Source organism: Streptomyces sp. SID9727, assembly GCF_010550605.1.
Classification (GTDB): domain Bacteria; phylum Actinomycetota; class Actinomycetes; order Streptomycetales; family Streptomycetaceae; genus Streptomyces.
In genome coordinates this window covers 1-19,001 of the sequence record NZ_JAAGNI010000125.1, presented here as the reverse complement: position 1 = coordinate 19,001, position 19,001 = coordinate 1, and the positions used below count along the sequence as shown (strand labels likewise).

At 73.6% G+C, this 19,001-nt stretch carries 16 protein-coding genes, 2 tRNA genes and 1 pseudogene; 10 read left to right on the top strand and 9 right to left on the bottom strand.

Going from position 1 to position 19,001, the window contains the following annotated elements:
• From G3I41_RS07875 to G3I41_RS07860, 4 genes are all read left to right on the top strand, one after another.
• Positions 1 to 789, top strand: a 789-nt coding sequence (locus tag G3I41_RS07875; protein ID WP_164399581.1) for a carboxypeptidase-like regulatory domain-containing protein, incomplete at its 5' end; no start/stop codon positions are given.
• Positions 790 to 1,002: 213 nt separating this feature from the next.
• Complete coding sequence (locus G3I41_RS07870) at positions 1,003 to 1,821, top strand: YceI family protein (protein WP_164399580.1); 819 nt, start codon at positions 1,003 to 1,005, stop codon at positions 1,819 to 1,821.
• Positions 1,822 to 1,847: 26 nt separating this feature from the next.
• Positions 1,848 to 2,312 (top strand): PPOX class F420-dependent oxidoreductase, encoded by a 465-nt coding sequence (locus tag G3I41_RS07865; RefSeq protein WP_026171349.1) that lies wholly within the window; start codon positions 1,848 to 1,850, stop codon positions 2,310 to 2,312.
• Positions 2,309 to 3,223 carry an NAD(P)-dependent oxidoreductase gene (locus G3I41_RS07860; protein WP_164399579.1) on the top strand — a complete coding sequence of 305 codons (915 nt, stop codon included), beginning with the start codon at positions 2,309 to 2,311 and terminating at the stop codon, positions 3,221 to 3,223. Before G3I41_RS07865 ends, G3I41_RS07860 begins: the two co-directional genes overlap by 4 nt.
• 4 nt (positions 3,224 to 3,227) lie before the next feature.
• Here G3I41_RS07860 and G3I41_RS07855 read toward each other — a convergent pair whose 3' ends face one another.
• On the bottom strand, positions 3,228 to 3,992 hold the full coding sequence (locus tag G3I41_RS07855; protein WP_164399578.1) for a TetR/AcrR family transcriptional regulator C-terminal domain-containing protein: 765 nt from the start codon (positions 3,990 to 3,992) through the stop codon (positions 3,228 to 3,230).
• A 219-nt stretch (positions 3,993 to 4,211) separates the two neighbouring features.
• Between G3I41_RS07855 and G3I41_RS07850 the strand changes: the two genes are divergently transcribed.
• Positions 4,212 to 5,084: an endonuclease/exonuclease/phosphatase family protein gene (locus G3I41_RS07850; RefSeq protein WP_164399577.1), complete on the top strand. Its 873-nt coding sequence runs from the start codon at positions 4,212 to 4,214 to the stop codon at positions 5,082 to 5,084.
• 12 nt (positions 5,085 to 5,096) lie between these two features.
• Here the strand turns inward: G3I41_RS07850 and G3I41_RS07845 are convergent, their stop codons facing one another.
• Both G3I41_RS07845 and G3I41_RS07840 read right to left on the bottom strand, forming a co-directional pair.
• Complete coding sequence (locus G3I41_RS07845) at positions 5,097 to 7,238, bottom strand: glycosyltransferase family 39 protein (RefSeq protein ID WP_164399576.1); 2,142 nt, start codon at positions 7,236 to 7,238, stop codon at positions 5,097 to 5,099.
• Positions 7,235 to 8,608, bottom strand: a complete 1,374-nt coding sequence (locus G3I41_RS07840; RefSeq protein ID WP_239081521.1) for a bifunctional glycosyltransferase family 2/GtrA family protein — start codon at positions 8,606 to 8,608, stop codon at positions 7,235 to 7,237. The genes G3I41_RS07845 and G3I41_RS07840 overlap by 4 nt, the downstream gene beginning before the upstream one ends.
• A gap of 124 nt (positions 8,609 to 8,732) precedes the next feature.
• Between G3I41_RS07840 and G3I41_RS07835 the strand changes: the two genes are divergently transcribed.
• On the top strand, positions 8,733 to 9,101 hold the full coding sequence (locus G3I41_RS07835) for a hypothetical protein (RefSeq protein ID WP_239081520.1): 369 nt from the start codon (positions 8,733 to 8,735) through the stop codon (positions 9,099 to 9,101).
• Here G3I41_RS07835 and G3I41_RS07830 read toward each other — a convergent pair.
• The 4 genes and pseudogenes from G3I41_RS07830 to G3I41_RS07815 form a co-directional block, all read right to left on the bottom strand.
• Positions 9,052 to 10,646 (bottom strand): annotated as a pseudogene (locus G3I41_RS07830) (HAMP domain-containing sensor histidine kinase). The gene G3I41_RS07835 and the pseudogene G3I41_RS07830 sit on opposite strands and share 50 nt — an antisense overlap.
• A gap of 4 nt (positions 10,647 to 10,650) precedes the next feature.
• Positions 10,651 to 11,391 carry a response regulator transcription factor gene (locus tag G3I41_RS07825; protein ID WP_164399575.1) on the bottom strand — a complete coding sequence of 247 codons (741 nt, stop codon included), beginning with the start codon at positions 11,389 to 11,391 and terminating at the stop codon, positions 10,651 to 10,653.
• Positions 11,392 to 11,469: 78 nt separating this feature from the next.
• Positions 11,470 to 12,345, bottom strand: a complete 876-nt coding sequence (locus G3I41_RS07820; protein ID WP_164399574.1) for an amidohydrolase family protein — start codon at positions 12,343 to 12,345, stop codon at positions 11,470 to 11,472.
• A 13-nt stretch (positions 12,346 to 12,358) separates the two neighbouring features.
• Positions 12,359 to 13,243, bottom strand: a complete 885-nt coding sequence (locus G3I41_RS07815) for a DUF2797 domain-containing protein (RefSeq protein WP_164399573.1) — start codon at positions 13,241 to 13,243, stop codon at positions 12,359 to 12,361.
• Positions 13,244 to 13,292: 49 nt separating this feature from the next.
• Here G3I41_RS07815 and sigJ point away from each other — a divergent pair, with 49 nt between their 5' ends.
• Positions 13,293 to 14,237, top strand: a complete 945-nt coding sequence (gene sigJ / locus G3I41_RS07810) for an RNA polymerase sigma factor SigJ (RefSeq protein ID WP_164399572.1) — start codon at positions 13,293 to 13,295, stop codon at positions 14,235 to 14,237.
• Between the two features lie 114 nt (positions 14,238 to 14,351).
• Positions 14,352 to 15,551 carry an FAD-dependent oxidoreductase gene (locus G3I41_RS07805; RefSeq protein WP_164399571.1) on the top strand — a complete coding sequence of 400 codons (1,200 nt, stop codon included), beginning with the start codon at positions 14,352 to 14,354 and terminating at the stop codon, positions 15,549 to 15,551.
• Between the two features lie 272 nt (positions 15,552 to 15,823).
• Here G3I41_RS07805 and G3I41_RS07800 read toward each other — a convergent pair.
• Positions 15,824 to 15,896: transfer RNA gene (locus tag G3I41_RS07800), tRNA-Arg, on the bottom strand.
• Between the two features lie 172 nt (positions 15,897 to 16,068).
• Positions 16,069 to 16,159: transfer RNA gene (locus G3I41_RS07795), tRNA-Ser, on the bottom strand.
• Between the two features lie 198 nt (positions 16,160 to 16,357).
• Here G3I41_RS07795 and G3I41_RS07790 point away from each other — a divergent pair.
• Entirely contained in the window at positions 16,358 to 16,816 is a 459-nt protein-coding gene (locus G3I41_RS07790; RefSeq protein ID WP_164399570.1) for an SSI family serine proteinase inhibitor, read from the top strand.
• Between the two features lie 212 nt (positions 16,817 to 17,028).
• The coding region (locus tag G3I41_RS07785; protein ID WP_343242085.1) for a PAS domain-containing protein at positions 17,029 to 19,001 on the top strand (1,973 nt) is incomplete at its 3' end.

Sequence of the window (19,001 nt, the reverse complement as noted above, 5' to 3'; positions counted from 1 at the left end):
GCCCCCGTGGACCTCGCCGAGGGCGGCACCCCCGTCCGCGGTGTGGTCCGGGGCGCCGAGGGCGCGCCCCTGGCCCGGGCGGCCGTCACGCTGATCTCGCTCGGCGGCCGGCAGCTCGGCATCGCCGCGGCGCAGGCCGACGGGAGTTACGCGCTGGCCGCTCCGGGCGCCGGTTCGTACGTCCTGATCGCGTCCGCCGACGGGTTCCAGCCGCAGGCGTCCACCGTGGTCGTCGGCGACGAGCCGCTGGCGTACGACATCCTCCTCTCGGGGACGAGCGGCCTGGCCGGCACCGTCCGCGCCGCCGAGAGCGGCACGCCGGTCGCGGACGCCATGGTCATCGTGACCGATGTGCGCGGCGATGTGCTGGCCACCGGGAAGTCCGCCGAGACGGGCGACTTCACCTTCGGCGAGCTGGTCCCCGGCGCGGTGACCGTCGCGGTCAACGCGGCCGGCTTCCGCCCGCTGGCCCTGCCGGTCGAGATCGGCGGCCAGGGGGTCACCCGGGTCGACGCCGCGCTCCAGGCCGGTGCGCTGGTCCAGGGCGTCGTGCGGGCCGGTGCGAGCCGCCGCCCGCTGCCCGACGCCCGGGTCACGCTGGTCGACGCGGCCGGCAACGTGGTCGCCACCTCGACCACCGGGGAGGACGGGGCGTACGCCTTCGCCGACCTGGACGCGGGCGAGTACACGGTCATCGCGACCGGCTACCCGCCGGTGGCCGGTGCCCTGACGGTGGCCGGTCACGGGGCCGACGGCCACGACATCGAGCTCGTCCACCCGGGCGAGTGACCCACGCGGTCCGGGGGTAGACCCCGGACCCGTACAGGACCCCTGGCGGGGGCGGCGTCCTTCGAGCGGAGGCGCCGCGCCGGCCGGCGGAAATGGGCCCCGGCGGCGGGGACGGCAGGCAGGGGACGGCCTGCCGTCCCCGCCCCGGGGCCCGACTCATTGAATGCCCCGGTCCGGTGCACGGACGGGTCATGAGCAAGGAGAGAGAACGGGATGGGACTTCGCGCACAGGTACGGACGCGGGACGGCTGGGCCGTGCAGCACGCGGTCGTGACGGTCACCGACATGACCGGCACGCAGGTGCTGCGCGCCGCTGCTGACGAGGCCGGGGCGGTACGGGCCGACACCCCGCTGTCCGCGGGCGCGTACACGGTGATCGTGACGGCGGTCGGGTACGCCCCCGCCGCCTCCACCGCCCTCGTCACGGCCAGCGGCACGGTCGACGCGGGCACGGTGGTGCTGGGCCGCCAGGGCGGGGTCGAGCTGCCGCCGCCGGGCACCTGGTCGCTGGACCCGGCGCACTCCTCGGTGGGCGCGGTCGCCCAGCACCTGGGGATCTCCAGCGTGCACGGCCGGTTCACCGAGTTCGGCGGGCGCGTCGAGATCTCCGAGGACCTCCAGAGCTCCCGGGTCGACGCGGTCATCGACGCGGCGAGCATCGACACCGGCAACGGCATGCGGGACAAGCACCTGCGCTCCCCCGACTTCCTGGACACCGACCGGTTCCCCGAGATCACCTACCGCTCCAGCGGGCTGACCCCGGCCGGCCCGGACCGCTGGACCGTGCACGGCGAGCTGACGATGCGCGGCGTGACGCGCCCCGTCGACCTGGACCTGAGCTACCTCGGCACCGGCCCCGACCCGTGGGGCGGGGTGCGCGCGGCGTTCAGCGCGACCGCCGAACTGCGCCGCGAGGACTTCGCCATGAACTACAACCAGGTGGTCCAGGCGGGCATCGCGGCGATCGGCACCACGCTCCGCGTCGAGCTCGACATCCAGGCCGTGCAGGGCGATTCCCTGCCCGCCGTCTGACGGCTCACCGCCGTAGGGTCGGTTCCATGGCACCCAACATCGCGACCAACACCGCCGTGGAACTCGACGCACTGCTGGACTTCGTACGGCCCCGGCACCGGGCGATCCTGCTGACCACCCGGGCCGACGGCCGCCCCCAGGGCTCCCCGCTCACCTGCGGCGTGGACGACGCGGGCCGGATCGTGGTCTCCACGTACCCCGAGCGCGCCAAGACCCGCAACGCCAAGCGCGACGCGCGGGTCAGCGTGATCGTCCTGTCCGACGACTGGAACGGGCCCTGGGTCCAGATCGACGGGTCCGCCGAGGTCATCGACGCGCCGGACTCGGTCGAGCCGCTCGTCGAGTACTTCCGGAACATCTCCGGCGAGCACCCCGACTGGGACGAGTACCGGGCGGCCATGGTGAAGCAGGGGAAGTCGATCATCCGGATCACCCCGGAGCGCTGGGGCCCCGTCGCCACCGGCGGCTTCCCGGCCCACCTCGCCCCGTGATCTCCCCCGCCCTGCTCGACCGGGCCCGGATCGTCGCCGGGCCCGAGGTCGGCGAGGCCGCCGTGCGCGGACTGGCCGCGACCACCGGGCGCACCGTCGAACGCGGCCCCGGTGAGGGCCCTTTCGTGTACGTGGGTGCCTCACTGCCCGACGCGGTGCGCGGGGCGGACCTGGTCTGGTTCCACAGCGTCAACGCGGGCACCGACGCCCTGCTGCGCTCCGGGCCCTGGCCGGACGGCGTGCCGCTGACCCGGACCGTGGGCCGGATGGGCGAGCGGATCGCGCAGTACGTGCTGGGCTGGGTGCTCGCGGAGTGCCAGTCGGTCCCGGAGTTCGCCGCGCAGCACGCGCGCGCCGAGTGGCGCCGCATCGACTCCGAACTCGTCGCCGGGCAGACCGCGGTGGTGCACGGCACCGGCCGCATCGGCTCCGCCGTCGCCACGCTGCTCCGGGCCTGTGGCATCCGGACCGTGGCCGCCGCCCGCACCCCGCGCCCGGTGCCGCCCGGCTTCGACGCGGTGGTCCCGGCGGACGAACCGGTCGCCGCCCGCTGGGTGGTCGCCGCGCTCCCGCTGACCGGGGCGACCACCGGCTACTTCGGGGCGGACCGGTTCGCCGCGATGGGCGGGGCGACGTTCCTCAATGTGGGGCGGGGCGCGACGGTGGATCTGGGGGCGCTGGAGGCGGCGTTGCGCTCCGGGGCGGTGGGGCGGGCGGTGCTCGACGTGCTGGCCGACGAGCCGGCGGCGCCCGGGGACGTGTGCTGGCGGCTGCCGCGTACGGTCGTCACCTCGCACTCCGCGGGGATCACGGCGGACGAGGACGTCGTCACGGACTTCGCGGCGTGCCTGCGGGATCTCTCGGCGGGCCGGGTGCCGGCGCTCACCGTGGACACCGCGCGCGGCTACTGAGCCCTCAGCGGGTGTGCTCCCGCTTCGCGTCGATCCCCGCGATCAGCAGGTCCAGCGCGAAGGCGAAGTCGCGGTCGCGTGTCTCCTCCACGGTGGCCCCGCCGCGCGCGGCCGTCAGGCCCGGCGAGTCCTCCACGAGGCCGTCGAGCCGGGGCTGCTCCTGGATCGCCGCCATCGCCTGCCGTACGTACTCGTCCTGGGTGAGCCCCGCCTCCGCGCTCCGCCGCGCGAACCGGCCCTCTGCCGTGCCGAATCCGTACACGAACTGGAAGACCGCCGCCAGCGCCCCGCCCCGGCTCTCCGGCGGCAGCCCGGTCGCCCGGATCACGTCCTGCACGGTGCGGGTCACCAGCAGCGCGTGCGGGCCGAGGTTGAGGAACCGGCCCGCGAGCGGCGAGACCCAGACGTGCCGCACCAGCAGCCCCCGGTACGCGGCGGCCACCGCGCGCAGCCGGTCCTGCCAGGGGGCGTCGGCGGGCGGGGGCGCGATCTCGCTGTAGACCGCGTCGAGGGCCAGTTCCAGCAGGTCGTCCTTGGTGTCCACGTACCAGTACAGGGACATCGCCGTGACGTTCAGCTCGGCGGCCAGCCGGCGCATGGAGAACTTCGCCAGGCCCTCGGCGTCCAGCAGCCGGACCGAGGCGGCGGTGATCCGTTCCCGGTCGAGCCCGGCCGGCTGGGCCGCCCGGCGGGAGCGCGCGGGTTGCCGGGTCTCCAGCCACACGCTGGACCGGACGGGGTTCTTCACGCGGTCGGCCGCGGACACCATGGCGCACTCCCTCGTCTCGCCGGCGGGATGGACGGACCGGCCGCGTACCGCTTACCCGCGAAACGGAGGCGTACGGTCCGGCAGACCTCGCCCGATGCTATGCCGCTGTCGCGGCCTGGCCGCCCAGGGACCGGGGTGGTTGGGGCGTACAAGTGTCCTCTCATGGGTACGGTGCCGGTCGCCGCATCGGATACGACCTGCCCCGGAAGCTGGAGTGATATGTCACTGCGTCGTCGTACGGTGGAAGTCCTGGTGGCCGCGGGGTTGTTGGGGGCGGCGCTCGCGCCTCCCGCGACGGCGGCGGGGCACGGGAGGGCGCCCGGGCAGTCGGTTCCGCTGCGGGTCGCGACGTACAACGTCCATGCCGGGTCCGGCATGGACAACGTCTTCGATCTCGACCGGCAGGTGGCCGCGCTGCGCGCCCTGGACGCGGACGTGATCGGGCTCCAGGAGGTGGACGTCCGCTGGGGCGACCGCAGCGAGTGGCGGGACCTGGCGGCCGAGCTGGGCCGGCGGCTGGGGATGCACGTCTCCTTCGCGCCGATCTACAGCCTCGACCCGGTGGCGGAGGGCGGTCCCCGGCGGGAGTTCGGCGTCGCCGTGCTGTCCCGGTACAGGATCGTGAGCGCCGAGAACCACGATCTGACCCGGCTCTCCACGCAGGACCCGAACCCGGTCCCGGCGCCCGCGCCCGGCTTCGGCGAGGTGGTGCTGAAGGTGCGCGGCCTGCCCGTCCACGTGTACGCGACGCATCTCGACTACCGGGGCGATCCGTCCGTCCGTGTCGCCCAGGTCGCGGACACGCGGCGGATCATGGCGGAGGACCAGGCGCGCGAGCGGCGGCCGGTGCGGCAGATCCTGCTCGGCGACTTCAACGCGCCGCCGACCGCCCCGGAGCTGGCGCCGCTGTGGAAGGAGCTGACCGACGTCGAGCCGGGCGGGCCGACGTACCCGGCGCGGAATCCGGTGCAGCGGATCGACTACGTGGCCGTCTCGAAGGACACCGTCCGGGTGCGCGGCGCGGCGGTGGCCGAGGAGTCGCTCGCCTCGGACCACCGCCCGGTCGTGGCCGATCTGCTGCTGCGGCGCTGAGTTCTCCGGTCGTCAGCCGTCCGTCTTCGGCCGGGTGAGGTCGTAGAAGGTGGCGCTGCCCGCCGTCACCTCCGTGAAGTTCTCCTCCACCCAGGAGGAGATCTGCGAGGCGGTGCCGCTGCTGCCGCCCATGCCGCCTCCGCCCATGCCGCCGCCCGGGACGAAGTAGTGGACGCGGCCGTCCTCGACGTACTTCCTGAACTGCGCGAGCGTCGGGGACGGGTCGCTTCCGTTGAAGCCGCCGATCGCCATGACCGGATCTTCGGTGGCGAGCTGGTAGCTCGCGGCGTTCTGCGAGCCGATGGCCGCGGCGGCCCAGGTGTAGGCGTCGGCGTCCTTCTCCAGGAGCGCCCTGGCCTCGGAACCGACGGACGCGCCGTTGAGGAGACCGCCCATGCCGCCGGCTCCGCCGCGTTCGCTCATGGTGGGCGGGGTGCCGCGTCGGGCGTTCTGGGTGGGTCCGCCGTTCCGGGTGGGGGGTTGAGCCCGGCCCTGGCCTGTTCCCTGCCCCGTCCCCTGGCCGGGCGGGGTACCGGTGGGGGGCTGCCCCATGCCGGCGCCCTGCCGGCCGGTGCCGCCCTGGCCAGGGGGCCGCATGCCGCCGCCACCGCCGGGGCCGCCGCCCATGCCGCCCGAGGAGGGGCCGGCCGTGACGATGGAGCCCTGGTGGCCCGTGTTCAGGGTGCTCACGGTGTACGCGGCCGGCCCGGCGAGCGACGCGGCGAAGCCCAGGACGACCGCGACGAGGGCCAGTGGGCGGCCGAGCCGAGCCGCGAGCAGCAACCCCACCGCCGCCACGAGGCCGGTGGCGAGCACCGCCGTCCGCAGCCACGGCAGGTAGTCCGGGGTGCGGCCGAGGAGGACGTACGCCCAGTACGCCGTCACCGCGACGGTCGCGGCCAGCGCGGCGCCCGCCCACCCGTGGGCCCGCTCCTCCCACAGCACCGTGACACCCATGCCGATCAGCGCGGCCAGATAGGGCGCCAGGGCCACCGTGTAGTACTGGTGGAAGATCCCGGCCATGAAGCTGAACACCGCGGCCGTCATCAGCAGCGAACCGCCCCACGCCAGGAACGCGGCCCGCGCGGTGTCCGTCCTCCTCACCCGCCGGGTCAGCCAGACCCCGGCGACGAGCAGGATCAGGGCGGCGGGCAGCAGCCAGGAGACTTGGGCGCCCACCTCGGAGTTGAACATCCGGCCGATGCCGGTCTCGCCCCACTGACCGCCGCCGCCCCGGCCGCCTCCGCCGCCGGCGCTGCCGGTCTCCTCGCCGTTGATGCGGCCGAGCCCGTTGTAGCCGAAGGTCAGCTCGAGGAACGAGTTGTTCTGCGATCCGCCGATGTACGGGCGCGAGGAGGCGGGCCACAGTTCGACGACCGCCACCCACCAGCCGCCCGCGACGACCATGGCGAGCGCCGACAGACCGAGCTGCCCGAACCTCTTCCGTACGGGGACCGGCGCGCACACCGCGTACAGCACGGCCAGCGGCGGCAGGACCAGGAACGCCTGGAGGGTCTTCGACAGGAACGCGATCCCCACCGCGACACCCGCCCACACCAGCCACTTCGTGCGGCCCTTCTCCATCGCGCGCAGGACGCAGTGGACGGTGACCGTCATCAGCAGCGCGAGCAGCGCGTCCGGGTTGTTGAAGCGGAACATCAGCGCGGCGACCGGTGTCAGCGCGAACACCGCCATCGTGATGAGCCCGGCGGCGGCACTGAACCGGCGGCGCACGGCCGCGTACAGCACCCCGGCGGTCGCGGCCGCCATCACCACCTGCGGCGCGAGGATCGCCCACGAGCTGAGCCCGAAGACCCGCACCGACAGGGCCATGGGCCACAGGGTGGCCGGCGGCTTGTCCACGGTGATCGCGTTGGCCGCGTCGAGCGAGCCGAAGAAGAACGCCTTCCAGCTGCGGCTGCCGGCCTGCACGGCGGCGGAGTAGAAGGAGTTGGCGTATCCGGACGAGCTGAGGTTCCAGAGATACGCCAGCGTGATGACGAGCATCAGGGCCAGGAAGGCGGGACGCACCCACGGCGCGTCCTCGGCCCGGCCGCGCCAGATCCGGCGGGGCAGGGAGGCACCGGCCCGTGCGTGCCCCGGAGGTGTGTCCGGCCGGGCGGCCGGAGCGTAGGCGGGATCGAGCGTGGTCATCGGGCGTTCCTCGGGTCGGAGACGGTTTCGGCGGTGGGGTGTGCGGGAACGGCGCCGTCGTTCGCGGGGTTTCCCGGAGTGGTGGCAGGGAACGTCACGGCCGGTGACACCGGGTTCCCCCGCTCCCGGTCCGGGAAGACCCACGCGCGGAAGAGCAGGAAGCGCAGCACCGTCGCCGCGAGGTTCGCCGCGATGAGCACCGCGAGTTCGGTGCCGTGCGAGGGCGAACCGGAGGCCGCGCCCAGAGCCGCCAGCGAACCGCTGGTCAGGGCGAGCCCGATGGCGAAGACCACGAGGCCCTGCGCCTGGTGGCGGACCGCGCCGCCCCGGCCGCGTACCCCGAAGGTGAGCTTCCGGTTCGCGGCGGTGTTCGCGACGGCCGAGACGAGCAGCGCCACGCCGTTGGCGAGCTGGGGCCCGGTGCCGAGCCGGAAGAGGGAGTACAGCGCCAGGTAGAAGAGCGTGGACAGGGCGCCCACGACGCAGAACCCGACGAGCTGCCGGGCGAGCCCGCCCGGCACCCCGCCGATCGCCCGGTCGCGCGGATCGTCCCCGAAGGGCCGCGCCAGCCGGTCCAGCGGCAGCGCGCCGACGGCCAGCGCCCGCCCCACCCGCCACACGCCCCTCAGGTCCTCGGTGGCGGTCCGGACGATGTGGACCGTGGAGTCGGGGTCGTCCACCCAGTCGACGGGCACCTCGTGGATGCGCAGCCCGGCCCGTTCGGCGAGCACCAGCATCTCGGTGTCGAAGAACCAGCCGGTGTCCTCCACCATCGGCAGCAGCCGCTGCGCGACCTCCCGGCGGATCGCCTTGAACCCGCACTGCGCGTCACTGAACCGGGCGGCCAGTGAGGAGCGGAGGATGATGTTGTACGCCCGCGAGATGAACTCCCGCTTCGTGCCCCGCACCACCCGCGAACTCCGCGCGAGCCGCGATCCGATGGCGAGGTCGGAGTGCCCGGAGATCAGCGGCGCCACCAGCGGGAGCAGGGCGTTGAGGTCGGTGGACAGATCGACGTCCATGTACGCGAGCACCGGCGCGTCCGAGTGCGTCCACACGGTGCGAAGTGCCCGCCCGCGCCCCTTCTCCTCCAGCCGGACCGACCGCACCCCCGGCAGCGACCGCGCCAGCCGCTCGGCCACCTCGGGCGTCCGGTCGGTGCTGGCGTTGTCGGCGACGGTGATCCGGAAGGCGTACGGGAAGGTGCGGGCCAGGTGCTCGTGCAGCCGCAGCACACACGGTTCGAGGTCCTTCTCCTCGTTGTAGACGGGTACCACCACATCGAGCACGGGCGCACCCGCCGCACCGCCCACGCCGGCGAGGAGGTGGTCCCGGGCCGGCAGGGCGCTCCAAGGAGTCTCAGTTCGCATGCCGTCGACAGTCGCCAACGGCGCTGTCACAGGCGTGTGGTGAGGCTGTGGCGTGCCTGTGGACCGGCGGACGTATGCTGCTGCGGCGGTTGCGGGCGCAACCGCCGTGATCACGACCGGGGGCATGGGGATGCGTGGGCTCAAAGCGGTGGGGCCGGTCCTCGCCCTGGTGGCGGCGGTCGCGGGGTGCTCGTCCGACGCGGGCGCTAGCGAACAGCAGCTCACCGACTGGCGCGAGAACTACTGCCAGCAGCTGGGCGCGTGGCAGAGGGCGCACGACGAGGAGTCCCCGGACGCGGCGGGTGACGAGGAGGCCGGGGCCATCGCGAGCGACGTCTTCGCGGCGATGCAGCCGCTCACGGACGAGCCCGTGGGCGCGGGCCGCACACTGGCGGAGGCCACAGCGGCGGCGATGAACAGCGACGAGTCCGAAGCGTTGGGCCTCATCGTGACGTACTGCGGTGACAACGGCTTCGAGACGCTGACCCGCTAGACGGGACGCGGGGGTGTACGGCCTCCCGCCCGCCCGGCCCTTGCCATCCGCCCGCATCCGCCCGCTCCGCCGGCAGCCGCACCGCGAACACCGTCTCCCCCGGGACCGACCGCACCTCCACCGCTCCGCCGTGGGCCGTCACCACCGCCTGGACGATCGCCAGGCCGAGGCCCGTGGAGCCGGCGTGGCGGGAGCGGGAGGCGTCCCCCGGGCGAAGCGTTCGAAGACGTGGGGGAGGAGGTCCGGGGGGATGCCGGGGCCGTCGTCCCGGATCTCCACGGTGACCCAGGGAGCGGCTGGGCCGGCCAGGACACGGGCGGTGACCGTGGTGCCCGGCGGGGTGTGGGTACGGGCGTTGGCCAGGAGGTTGACCAGGACCTGGTGGATGCGGGCGGGGTCGGCGCGGACCGTCGCGGGGGCGTCCGGCAGGGCCAGGCGCCAGTGGCGGGCGGGCTCGGCGCGGTCCGCCGCGCGGGCATCGCTCACCGCGTCCACGACGAGCGGCGAGAGATCGGTGCTCTCGTACGAGAGCGGGCGGCCCGCGTCCAGGCGGGCGAGCAGGAGCAGGTCCTCGACCATGCCCGTCATCCGCTGGGCCTCCGCCTCGATGCGCCCGAGCGCGTGCCGGGTGTCCGGACCGGGGTCCTCCCGGCCGCGCCGGGTGAGTTCGGCGTAGCCCCGTATCGAGGCAAGCGGGGTCCGCAGCTCGTGGCTGGCGTCCGCGACGAACTGGCGCACCCGCGTCTCGCTGCGCTGCCGCGCGTCCAGCGCCGAACCCACGTGCCCCAGCATCCGGTTCAGCGCCGCGCCGACCTGGCCCACCTCCGTGCGCGGGTCCGCCTCGGCGTCCGGCACCCGTTCGAGGAGGGCCACCTCGCCGCTGTGCAGCGGCAGTTCGGACACCCGGGTCGCGGTCGCCGCCACCCGCCGCAAGGGCCGCAGCGCGACACCGACCATCGCCGCGCCCGCGATCCCCGCCGCGACGAGCCCCGCGCCGGTCACGCAGACCTCCACCAGGATCAGGGTGCCCAGCGCACGGCTCACCTCGGTGGTGGGGATGCCGACGAGGACCGTGGTGCCGTCGTCCGTCGGCACCGCCCGCACCCGGTAGCCGCCCAGACCGGGCAGTTCGACGTCGTGCGCGCGGCCGTCTGCCATGACCCCGGCCTCGGACACGGCCTCCCGCTGGGCGGCGGTCAGCGGTTCGGTGTTCTCGCCGGCGTCGAACCCGCCGTCCTTCACGACGGCCGAGTCCGTGATCTCCCCCCGCTCGACCAGCGCGCCGAAGGTCTCCAGCGGCTGGCCGCCCATGCCGATGAAACCGAGCGGATCACGCCCCGGGGACGTCTTCGGCCCCCCGGGCGCGGGAACACCCGGCACCCGCTGCGCCCGGACCGCGATGTCCCGCAACTGACCGTCGAGTTTCCCGTACAGATAACTGTGGAACGCGATCGCGGTGACCGAGCCGATCACCGCGGCGACGACGGCGATCAGCGTCACCGCCGAGACGACGAGGCGGGTGCGCAGGGTCCACGGCCGCCGCACTCCGCTACTCACCGGGCTTGATCAGGTACCCCGCTCCGCGCCGGGTGTGGATCATGGGCGTGCGGCCCGCGTCGATCTTCTTGCGCAGGTAGGAGATGTACAGCTCGACCACGTTGGCCTGGCCGCCGAAGTCGTAGTTCCAGACCCGGTCCAGGATCTGCGCCTTGCTGAGCACCCGGCGCGGGTTGCGCATCAGGAACCGCAGCAGCTCGAACTCGGTTGCCGTCAGGTGGATGTTCTTCCCGCCCCGGCTCACCTCGTGGCTGTCCTCGTCCAGCATCAGGTCGCCCACGACGAGCTGCGACTCGCCGCGCGCCGCCGCCGTACCCGACCGCCGGATCAGTCCGCGCAGCCGGGCGACGACCTCCTCCAGGCTGAACGGCTTGGTGACGTAGTCGTCGCCGCCCGCCGTGAGCCCGGCGATCCGGTCCTCCACGGAGTCCCGCGCGGTGAGGAACAGCACCGGCACGTCGGACAGTTCCCGCCGCAGCCTGCCGAGGACGGCGAGGCCGTCCATGTCGGGCAGCATCACGTCGAGGATCACCACGTCGGGCCGGAACGAGCGGGCCGTACGCACGGCGTCCGCGCCGTCCCCCGCGCTGCGCACCTCCCAGCCCTCGTAACGAAGCGCCATCGACAGCAGCTCCGTGAGCGAGGCCTCGTCGTCCACGACCAGCACCCGCACGGGGGTGCGGTCCGGCCTGAGCAGTTCGGTACGCCCCTGGGGCGAGGTCGTCGTCGTCATGACGCCAGCCTCTGAGACGGCTCTGAGAGAGTCCTTTTCCGTTTCTGTGAATTCCCTGAGAAAGCCGCGGCGGGGATCTCAGACGCCGAACAGCGCCTTCGCGTTGTCGTGGCAGACCGCCCTGAGCCAGTCGTCGCCCAGCCCCAGGCGTTCCAGGGCGTGCAGTTGGTGGGCGTACGAGTACGGGATGTTCGGGAAGTCCGTGCCCAGCAGGACGCGGTCGCCGAGATCCGCGAGGCGGCCGAGCTCCGCAGCGGGAAACGGGCTGAACTCCTCGACGAAGTCCGTGAACGCCATCGTCGTGTCGAGCCGCACCTCCGGATACGCCTCCGCGAGCATCAGGAACTCCGCGTACTCCGGCATCCCCAGGTGCGCCACGATCAGCCGCAGCCGGGGATGCCGGGCGAGGACGCGGCCGATGGGCCCGGGGCCGGTGTGCTTGCCGGGCGCCGGGCCCGAGCCGCAGTGCGTCACGACCGGAATGCCCGCCTCCGCGAGCAGACCCCACACCGGATCGAGCAGGGGGTCGTTCGGGTCGTACGCGCCGACCTGGAGGTGCGCCTTGAAGACCCGGGCCCCCGCCTCCACGGCCTCCCGCACATAGCGCCCGGCGTCCGGCTCGGGGAAGAACGTCGCGGTGTGCAGGCAGTCCGGCGTCCGGGCGGCGAATCCGGCCGCCCAGTCGTTCAGCCAGGCCGCCATCCCCGGCTTGTGCGGGTACAGCATCGACGTGAAGCGGAGCACCCCGAACGAACGGAGCACGGCGAGCCGTTCCGCCTCCTCGTGCCGGTAGGCGATCGGCCACTCCAGCCCGGTCAACGGGCCCGCCGAGTCGAAGTACGCCCACACCTTGCGCAGGACCCGCTCCGGCATGAAATGCGTGTGCACGTCGATGAGCCCGGGCAGCCCGAGCCGCTGCCGGAACCGCGCCACGTCGTCGTGATCGTCACCCATACGGCCGACCCTCTCAGAACAGCCCCTCCTGCGCCGCGCCACCCCCCAGCACGACGGTCGGCACGCTCACCCCGGGCGCGCCCGCCCCGGCAGCCGCCAGCGTCCAGCCAGTCATCTGCCGCGTGTCCACGATGACGAGGCCCTGCGGGCCCGTATCCAGATGGAGATCGGGCCCGGCCGCCGCGACGAGCCTCCCCGCAACCGCGCCCCCGTCCACCAGACCGGCCACCGCACGGACGGGACCGGACACCTCCCCCAGCCCGAACACCTCCGCGTGGTCCACGGCCGCGAACGGCAGCAGCTCCAGCGCCTCCGGCAGGCCCGCGCCCTCCAGGGCCGCCACCTTCCCGTACAGCTCGGCGACCTCGGCGGCCCGGTCCACAGCGTCCGGGAGGGCCCTGCGCGCCTCGCGCTTGCGGGCGTACGGAATGCGGTCCGGGACCCCGAGGGCCGCCCGCAGCACCTCCTCGGCCCGGCGCGCCGCCATCAGCGGCCCCCGGCCCAGCCAGCTGAAGACCACCGCGCCCTGCTCCCGCAGCCGCGCCGCGCCCCGCTCCTCCGCGGTGATCCCCACCTTCACCATCCCGGGCCCGAACCACGCGAGATACACCCGGTACGTGCGGGGGTCGTCCGGGATCGTGTCGGCGGCCACCGAATGCGCCCGGTCGAGCCGCCCGCACTCCGCGCAGCGCCCGCCCGTGGAGCCCGCCGGGACCACCGCACCCAGCGGGCACGCGTTGCCCCGGGCCCCGGAACAGCGCCGCTCACCGGACGCCCGGAAGCCGAACTCCGTTCCGTACGCCAGGGCACTCGCCCGCGTCCGCGTCCCCTTGCGCCAGCCCAGCGCGGGGCCATCGGAGCCCTCGGGCCAACGGAGGCCGGTGCACTGCCATTCCATGTGCGCACCCTACGGGCGGGCACTGACAACGGGCCCTAGGATGCCGGGCATGACCCCGACCGTGCAGGACGTGGACCGGTTCGAGGCGGCCAGGCCCCGGCTTGAGGCCATCGCCTACCGCCTGCTGGGCTCGGCGAGCGAGGCCGAGGACGCCGTGCAGGACACCTATCTGCGCTGGCAGGCCGCCGACACCGGGCGGATCGAGGTCCCCGAGGCGTGGCTGACGAAGGTCCTCACCAACCTCTGCCTCAACCAGCTCACCTCCGCCCGCGCCCGGCGCGAGACGTACGTCGGCGCCTGGCTGCCCGAACCGCTGCTCGCCGGGGACCCCATGCTCGGCCCCGCCGACACGGTGGAGCAGCGCGAGTCGGTCTCGTACGCCGTGCTCACGCTCATGGAGCGGCTGACGCCGGGCGAACGGGCCGTGTACGTGCTGCGCGAGGCGTTCGGCTATCCGCACCGGGAGATCGCGGAGATCCTGGAGCTGAGCGAATCCGCCGTGCAGCAGGTCTACCACCGGGCGAAGAAGCACATCGCCGACGGCCGGACGCGCACCGAGGTGGACGAGGCCGCCGCCCGCCGGGTCATCGAGGAGTTCCTGCTGGCCGCCGCCGGCGGCCGTACCGAACCGCTCGTGGAGCTGCTGACCTCCGACGCGATCTCCCTCGGGGACGGCGGGGGCAAGGTCCCGGCCCGCGCCAAGGCGTTCGAGGGAGCGAAGGCCGTCGCGACGTTCATGCGCGGCCTGCTCAAGCCGGGCAAGGCGAAGACCGCGTACACCGGCGGTTCCGTCGAGCTGCACCTGACCCACGCCAACGGCTCCACCGCCGTCCTGGCGGTCGTCGGCGGACGGGTCATCGGCGTCATGTGCGTAGAGGTCACCCCGGAGGGAATCGCCTCATTCCGCAACCAGGTCAACCCGGACAAGCTGGAACGCGCGACCCGGCAGTGGGCGGCCATGGAACACGGAAAGCCGCTGCTCACAGCCTTCTGAGCGCCCGGTGACCCAGGTCACACCTGCCTCCTGTCAGGAAAGCGCGGGCTACCCGGTTCAAGGGGCGAGAAACCACCCCGCAGGGGCGGACCCCCGCGAGACAGGAGCAGGCACATGCAGCAGCACCGCATCATCGTCCTCGGAGCCGGATACGCCGGAGCCATCGCGGCGGGCCGCGTCGCCAGGCGGCTGCGCCGCGAGGACGTCACCGTCACCCTCGTCAACGCGGAGCCCGACTTCGTGGAGCGCGTCCGCATGCACCAGCTCGCGGCGGGCCAGGACCTCAGGCCCCGCCCCTTCACCGAGATGTTCGCCGGGACGGGCGTGCAACTGAAGGTCGGCCGCGTCACCGCCGTGGACGTCGACCGCAGGGCCGTCACCGTCGAGAGCGCGGGCGGTGAGGAGGAGCTGGCGTACGACTCCCTCGTCTACGCCCTCGGCAGCGCCTGGAACACCCAGGGCGTCCCCGGGGTCGCCGAGCACGCCCACGAGATCGCGAGCCGCCCCGGCGCCCTCCGGCTGCGCGACCGGCTGGCCGCCCTCGCTCCCGGGCAGTCCGTACTGGTCGTCGGCGGCGGGCTGACCGGCCTCGAAGCGGCGACCGAGTTCGCCGAGGCCCGCCCGGACCTCGACATCGCCCTCGCCGCGCGCGGCGGGCTCGGCGACTGGCTCTCGCCCAAGGGCCGCGCGCACGTCCGCAAGGTCTTCGACCGGCTCCGCATCACCGTCCACGAGCACACCGCCGTCGCGGAGGTCGGTACCGGTCACGTCACCACGGCCGAGGGCACCTCGTTCCCGGCGGCGGTCACCGTCTGGACGACCGGCTTCGCGGTCCACCCCCTCGCGGCGGCCACCACCCTGGAGACCTCGGAGACCGGCCGGATCGTGGTCGACGCGACCATGCGCTCGGTCTCGCACCCCGACGTCTACGCCATCGGGGACGCGGCCCTCGTCGCCGGCCCCGGCGGCAAACCGCTGCGGATGTCCTGCGCCTCGGGCGTCCCCACCGCCTGGCAGGCGGCCGACGCCCTCGCGGCCCGCCTCACCGGCACCAAGATCCCGTCCACCCCGCTGCGCTACTTCAACCAGTGCGTCTCCCTGGGCCGCAAGGACGGCCTCATCCAGTACGTCACCGCCGACGACCGAGCGGTCAAGGCAGCGCTGACGGGCCGGATCGCCGCCGTCTACAAGGAGCTCGTCTGCAAGGGCGCCGCCTGGGGCGTGGCCAACCCGACGACCGGCCTGCCGACCCGACGCCGGCCGGTCGCGGCCGCACAGCGGTCCGGAACGGCCCGGGTGGCGGATGTGCTCTGATCCCCCGACGACATCGCCGAGCAACCCACGGCCACCACCGCCCGGGCCGCGCACGACCATCAACAGGCCGGCCCGGACCAGGACTGGAAGACGGCGTACTGGTCCACCACCGACCGCTGGCGCCGAAGCCAACACACCGCCAACTGCGTCGACCTCACGGTCAGCCCCCCGGACGCCACGGGCCCAGCGTCCGCGCGAGCCGCCCTGAAGCGCGAGTAGGTCCGGCCCAAACGAAAGAGGCCCCGGATTTCTCCGGGGCCTCTCATCTGCTGTGCACTCGGCAGGATTCGAACCTGCAACCTTCTGATCCGTAGTCAGATGCTCTATCCGTTAAGCTACGAGTGCTTGTGCTTCCGGGGTTTTTTCTGCCCCGTCGGCGTTGCGAGAACAACATTACATGACCTGCGCCGGGACGCGAAATCCATTAGCCGCACCCGGCCTGAGCTGGGCAAACGCCCGGGACGCGACTGGGAACGGCCGAAGCCCCGGTCCTGGGGACCGGGGCTTCGGTGTGGTGCGGAGGCGGAGGGATTTGAACCCTCGATGGGGGGTAAGCCCCAAACCGCATTAGCAGTGCGGCGCCATAGACCGGACTAGGCGACGCCTCCAGCGCAACGCCCGCGCGAGCGCGAGTGGTGCGTGCAGATGATGACACAGCTGCACGCTGCGCCACCAATCGCGGCCTACGGTACTAGGCGGGCGGCCACGAGAGCAAAGCGGTTGCCGTGCGCAACGCCGGGGCGGGTGGCGCGTTAGGCAGGGCGGGGGCGCCGCCCCCGCAGGTTCTTCCGCCACAGGAGTCCGCCATGATGCGCCGTCTCGCCCTGACCGCTGTCGCCTCCCTCGCCGCGCTGTCCGCCGCCGCACCCGCCGCCACCGCCGCGTCCGGGCCCCTGCCGCTGCCGCTGTCCCTGCCGCTCCTCCAGGACGACGGGGCGGGGACGCGGCTCACCGTGGTCGTCGCCGGGTCGGGGAACCCGGAGGCCGACGGCAGGTATGAGCTGGAGTGCGAGCCGGCCGGAGGGAGCCACCCGGTCGCCGCGCAGGCGTGCGAGCGGCTCGATCAGTTGGAGGAAGAGGGGGCGGACCCGTTCGCGCCCGTTTCCCGGGCCGCCATGTGTACGCAGCAGTACGGCGGGGAATCCACCGCCCGGGTCACCGGCACCTGGCACGGCCGCCACGTCGACGCCTCGTTCAGGCGGACCAACGGGTGCGAGATCGCCCGGTGGAACGGTCTGCGGCCGGTCCTGCCGAACGTGCGGTGAAGCGGGCCCGAGGCCCGTCGGCCGGTCACCGCGGCGCGCGGTGCGACTCGGAGCCGTACAACGTACGCACCAAACCTTGGTGAGAGCTCCCCCTCATCCGCAGCCCCACGCCCCTTCCCTGCCTTTAGACTCCTTCAGTGACAGCTTGAGGCCCGAGGGGCAAGATGGGGCCGCTGTCGGCAAGATGCAGTAATCAGGGAGGAAGCGTCGTCGTGAGCAGCAGGCCATCCCGAGGCGCTGCTCGCCTCGCAGCCATACTCGACGCCCTTCCGGACGGGCTTCTGCTCGTCAACTGCAACGGTACGGTCGTCAACGCCAACACCATCGCCCTCGAAATGTTCGAGTCGCCGGGCACCGCGCTCGTCGGCCGCGGGCTGCTCGATCTGCTGCCGGAGTTCGACTCCAAGCTGATCCCGGGGTCGATGCGCCGGCCCGAGGCTGCGGACGAGCGAGGCCGTACCAAACCGACGCGCATGGTCGCGCGCCGTACCGACGGCCACGAGTACCCCGTCGAGGTGACCAGCGCCAGCCTGGAGGACGGGCAGGCGGCGTACAAGGACGTCCAGGGCTCGTACGGGGGCAGCTACACCGGTGACGAGCTGCTGATGCTCGTCGTGCGCGACCTCTCCGGCACCGTCGACACCGAAGCCGAGCTGGCCCGCTCGCAGCGCCAGACCGAGATGATCCTGCGCGCCGCCGCCGAGGGCGTCGTCGGTACGGACACGGACGGCCGGGTCGTCCTGGTCAACCCCGCCGCCGCGCAGATCCTCGGCTTCCGGGCCAGCGACCTCGGCGGCCAGGAGCTGCACCCGCTGATCCTGCACTCGCGCGCGGAGGGCGAGCCCTTCCCGTACGAGGAGTCCCCCCTCGCCGACACGCTGAAGTCGGGACGCAAACACCGGGTGCGCGGACAGGTTCTGTGGTCCAAGAACGGGGAACAGGTCCCCGTCGACCTGACCACCGCCCCCGTCCGCGACGGCGACCAGCTCGTCGGCGCCGTGATGACGTTCACCGACCGCCGGCCCTACGAGGAGCTGGACAAGCGGCGCAAGGACGAGGTCGCCGAGCTCACCGCGACCCACACCGCCGCCGTCGCGGAGCTGACCGCGACCCATACCGCCGCGGTCGCCGAACTCACCGAGCGGCACACCGCCGAACTCGCCGCCGTCGAGGAGTCCCGCGCCTCCGAGCTGGCCGACCGCACCGAGCGTTACGCCTCCGAACTGGAGGAGCAGGCCGAGCGGCTGACCGACCTCACCGCCCGGCACACCCAGCTCACCGCCGTGCTCGGCGAGTCCCTGCGCGGCCCCCTGGAGGAGCTGCGTGGCGAGCTCTCCGCGCTCGCCGCCGACCCCGCCGGCCAGCTGTGGCCCGAGGCGAACCAGATCCTGCACCACCTGGCAGCGGGCTACGCGCGCATGACGACGCTCATCGACAACGTGCTGGGCTACCAGCGCCTCGACGCCGGCGTCGAGGCGCTGGTCAAGTCCCGGGTGCTGCTCGACGGCGTCGTCACGGCCGGCATCGACGCCGCGGTCGAGCTGATCGGCCCCGGCCGCGCCCAGTTCGCGGTGCACGCCCCGCCGATCGAGGCCGAGGTCGACGCCGGACGCCTGGTGACCGCGCTGGCCCACCTCGTCGCGGACGTCGCCGGCGTCGACTCGACCGGCAAGGCCCGTCTCGTGCCCGGTGGCGGCTACGTCGACTCGACCATCGTGGTGGCCGCCGCCCAGCGCGGTGACGTCGTACGCATCGAGGTGCGCGGACCGTTCGCCGGGGGAGACCCGGTGCACGTACCGATCGTGAGCGGCATCGTCCGCGCGCACGGCGGTGTGCTCCAGACGCACGAGATGCCGGGCATGAGCGGCAGTGCGTACGTCCTTGAGGTGCCGATCGGCGCGGGTGCGGGGACCGTGGCACCCCCGGAGCCGCCCCCGGTGCCTCAGGTGGAGGCGGCTCCTCCGGTGGCACCCGCGCCTCTTCCCCTCGGGGAGACCGGCCATGCGGACCCGGCGCCGGTGGTGTCGGACGCGCCGGAGGCGGGCCGGGGCCGACGCCGCGCGCGGCGTTCCTCCACCGACGCCTTCCTGGAGAGCCCCATGGGCGGCTCCGACGGCAGCGGCGAGCTGGAAGCGGCCCCCGGGGACACCGGCGCCGCCGCCCCGACCGGGCGCCGGCGTGCCCG

What these genes read in the sequence shown, in the direction of transcription:
- G3I41_RS07870 (WP_164399580.1), top strand. Translation starts at nt 1,003, where the DNA reads ATGGGACTTCGCGCACAGGTACGGACGCGGGACGGCTGGGCCGTGCAG.
- G3I41_RS07865 (WP_026171349.1), top strand. Translation starts at nt 1,848, where the DNA reads ATGGCACCCAACATCGCGACCAACACCGCCGTGGAACTCGACGCACTG.
- G3I41_RS07855 (WP_164399578.1), bottom strand. Translation starts at nt 3,992, where the DNA reads ATGGTGTCCGCGGCCGACCGCGTGAAGAACCCCGTCCGGTCCAGCGTG.
- G3I41_RS07850 (WP_164399577.1), top strand. Translation starts at nt 4,212, where the DNA reads ATGTCACTGCGTCGTCGTACGGTGGAAGTCCTGGTGGCCGCGGGGTTG.
- G3I41_RS07845 (WP_164399576.1), bottom strand. Translation starts at nt 7,238, where the DNA reads ATGACCACGCTCGATCCCGCCTACGCTCCGGCCGCCCGGCCGGACACA.
- G3I41_RS07840 (WP_239081521.1), bottom strand. Translation starts at nt 8,608, where the DNA reads ATGCGAACTGAGACTCCTTGGAGCGCCCTGCCGGCCCGGGACCACCTC.
- G3I41_RS07835 (WP_239081520.1), top strand. Translation starts at nt 8,733, where the DNA reads ATGGGGATGCGTGGGCTCAAAGCGGTGGGGCCGGTCCTCGCCCTGGTG.
- G3I41_RS07825 (WP_164399575.1), bottom strand. Translation starts at nt 11,391, where the DNA reads ATGACGACGACGACCTCGCCCCAGGGGCGTACCGAACTGCTCAGGCCG.
- G3I41_RS07820 (WP_164399574.1), bottom strand. Translation starts at nt 12,345, where the DNA reads ATGGGTGACGATCACGACGACGTGGCGCGGTTCCGGCAGCGGCTCGGG.
- G3I41_RS07815 (WP_164399573.1), bottom strand. Translation starts at nt 13,243, where the DNA reads ATGGAATGGCAGTGCACCGGCCTCCGTTGGCCCGAGGGCTCCGATGGC.
- sigJ (WP_164399572.1), top strand. Translation starts at nt 13,293, where the DNA reads ATGACCCCGACCGTGCAGGACGTGGACCGGTTCGAGGCGGCCAGGCCC.
- G3I41_RS07805 (WP_164399571.1), top strand. Translation starts at nt 14,352, where the DNA reads ATGCAGCAGCACCGCATCATCGTCCTCGGAGCCGGATACGCCGGAGCC.
- G3I41_RS07790 (WP_164399570.1), top strand. Translation starts at nt 16,358, where the DNA reads ATGATGCGCCGTCTCGCCCTGACCGCTGTCGCCTCCCTCGCCGCGCTG.